This window comes from Pseudomonas inefficax, assembly GCF_900277125.1.
GTDB classification, from domain to species: domain Bacteria; phylum Pseudomonadota; class Gammaproteobacteria; order Pseudomonadales; family Pseudomonadaceae; genus Aquipseudomonas; species Aquipseudomonas inefficax.
This window is the reverse complement of record NZ_OPYN01000246.1, coordinates 1-2141: the sequence shown is the minus strand read 5'-3', so window position 1 is coordinate 2141 and position 2141 is coordinate 1. Positions and strand designations below refer to the sequence as shown.

Sequence of the window (2141 nt, the reverse complement as noted above, 5' to 3'; positions counted from 1 at the left end):
GGGTGAGAGCTGCGGGTGGTCACCGAGGTATTCATCGCCCACGTTGGGCCCGCCGATGAAACCGAGCAGGCCGTCCACCACCACGATCTTGCGGTGGTTGCGGAAGTTCACCTGGAAGCGGTTGAACCAGCCACGACGCGTTGCGAAGGCATGAACCTGTACGTCACCGTCGAGCAGTAGCTGGCTGTAGATGGACGGCAAGGCATGGCTGACTACGCGGTCATAAAGCACGAACACCTTCACTCCTTCGGCAGCCTTGCGCTGAAGCAGTTGCTGCAGTGTTTTGCCAAGGNGGTCGTCATGGATGATGAAGAACTGCACCAGCACCACGTCGCGTGCAGTTTCAATAGCGTCGAAGATCGCTTCGAATGTCGCCTTGCCAGCGATCAGCAGGTTCACCTCGTTATTGGCAAGGGAGGGCATGCGCCCGAGCTTGGGCATGGCGCGCAACGCCGCATAGCTTTCCGACTCGCGGGCGGTGAGGGCTTCTTCTACCCAGGGCCGCCAGTTGAGGTTGGCCATGGCCACATCCATTTCCTGGTTTGCATGACGTCGAGCCTTGATGTAGGCATAGAACGAGCGTGCGCCGAAGACCAGGTAAGGGATCAGGGTGAGGTAGGGGATGAAGAACAACGGCATGGCCCAGGCGATTGCGCCCTGGGCAGTACGCACGGTGAGCAGCGCGTGCAGTGCAGCGACGATACCCAGCAGGTGAACCAGGCCGAGTAGGTAACCGAAGAAGTAGGGGCTGTGATAGTCCATATGCATCCTGCTGGCCGAGTACACTTGAGTAACAGAACACGTTCCCGGTCCGCGTTGCAACCTGCAGGTGGATTTGGCGTCTAAGGCTCAGCCCGGCCCGCTTGGCCGGCTTTTTCCAGGAGCGTTCGTCCATGAAGATTCGTCTGCCACTGTTGGCGTTGGCCCTAGGCGTGAGCAGCCCGCTGGTGCATGCTCAGATGCTACAGCCGGGTTTGTGGGAGCTGACCACCAGCAACATGCAGGTCGATGGCAAGCCGTTACCCGACATGGAGTTCATGCTCGGCCAGTTGAAGAACCTGCCGCCGGAGCAGCGCGCGATGATGGAAGGGGTGCTGGCCAAGCAGGGGGTGACTGTTGGCGGTAAGGGGGTGCGCTCGTGCCTGACGCCAGAACAGGTCGCCACCAACGATATCCCGCTGCAGGACCCGAAGTCAGGGTGCACCCAGAAGATTACCGACCGCACCGGCAATGTGTGGAAATTTCAGTTCAGCTGCCCTAAAGCGCAGGGCAGTGGCCAGGCGACTTTCCTCAGTGACCGGGAGTTCACCACCCAGGTCAATGGTACTTTCAACGCCTCGGGTGTACAGCAGCAAGGCAGCATGAACACCCGCGCCGTGTGGTTGGGCAATGATTGCGGTTCGGTCAAGCCGCGCAGCTGACATCCCATTGCCACTGGCTGGTAGCGACAGCGTCGTGGGCATGCAGGCTTTCTGCATGTTCCACGCGCAGCTTGAAGGCCGTGCTCCATTCTATTTGCCGTAGCGCCTTGTGCAGGCGTCGTGCGGCGTCTTCGCAGAACATGAGGTTCTGGCCATTGGCCAAGGCAAAGGCTTGTTCGTCTGCGCGCTTTACCGCGGTCTGCACCGCTGTCCCCAGGCTGGCTTCTATGCGGTCGATCAGCTCGGTGATTGGCAAAACCTGTTGCTTGCTGTGCAGCTTTACCTGGATTTGGGCGCTACTGCGTTGGCTATGGGGCGTCGCTACGATGCCTTCGGCGCTGCCAAGCCACTGCAGCACTGCCGATTTGTCGATCTGTTCAGCGCTGAAGTGGGCCTGGAACTGCTGCTGAATCAGCTGGCGGGCAAGTGCAGCCGAGCAGGGGCAGGTCGAAGAGTATGGGACGGAGACGGATAGTTCCACGTGGAACATTTCATTTTCAATCCTTGCATCGACTGCCACGGCATAGCTTTTCCATCCCTCCAGCGGGCTGATCAAAGCAGGCCTTTTAAGCAGATGCTCAAAGCGCAGACGCAGATAGGCTGCGGAAGAAAGGCCTTCATGGCTGCTGAGGAAGTCAGCCAGCAGTTGCCGGATAGTGAGAGGCGTCAGGGGCTGATGCTCCAACGACTCCAGCGCCAGATAAAGCCGCGACATATGGA

The 2141-nt window shown here is 59.4% G+C and carries 3 protein-coding genes; 1 reads left to right on the top strand and 2 read right to left on the bottom strand.

The window, feature by feature from the left end; all coding sequences use genetic code 11:
- A partial coding sequence (locus JV551A3_RS30580) for a PLDc N-terminal domain-containing protein (RefSeq protein WP_205125977.1) occupies positions 1–762 on the bottom strand: 762 nt, incomplete at its 3' end.
- Positions 763–893: 131 nt separating this feature from the next.
- Here JV551A3_RS30580 and JV551A3_RS30575 point away from each other — a divergent pair.
- Entirely contained in the window at positions 894–1421 is a 528-nt protein-coding gene (locus tag JV551A3_RS30575) for a DUF3617 domain-containing protein (RefSeq protein WP_015272374.1), read from the top strand.
- Here JV551A3_RS30575 and folE2 read toward each other — a convergent pair.
- A partial coding sequence (gene folE2, locus JV551A3_RS30570) for a GTP cyclohydrolase FolE2 (RefSeq protein WP_133979405.1) occupies positions 1405–2141 on the bottom strand: 737 nt, incomplete at its 5' end. The two genes, JV551A3_RS30575 and folE2, sit on opposite strands and share 17 nt — an antisense overlap.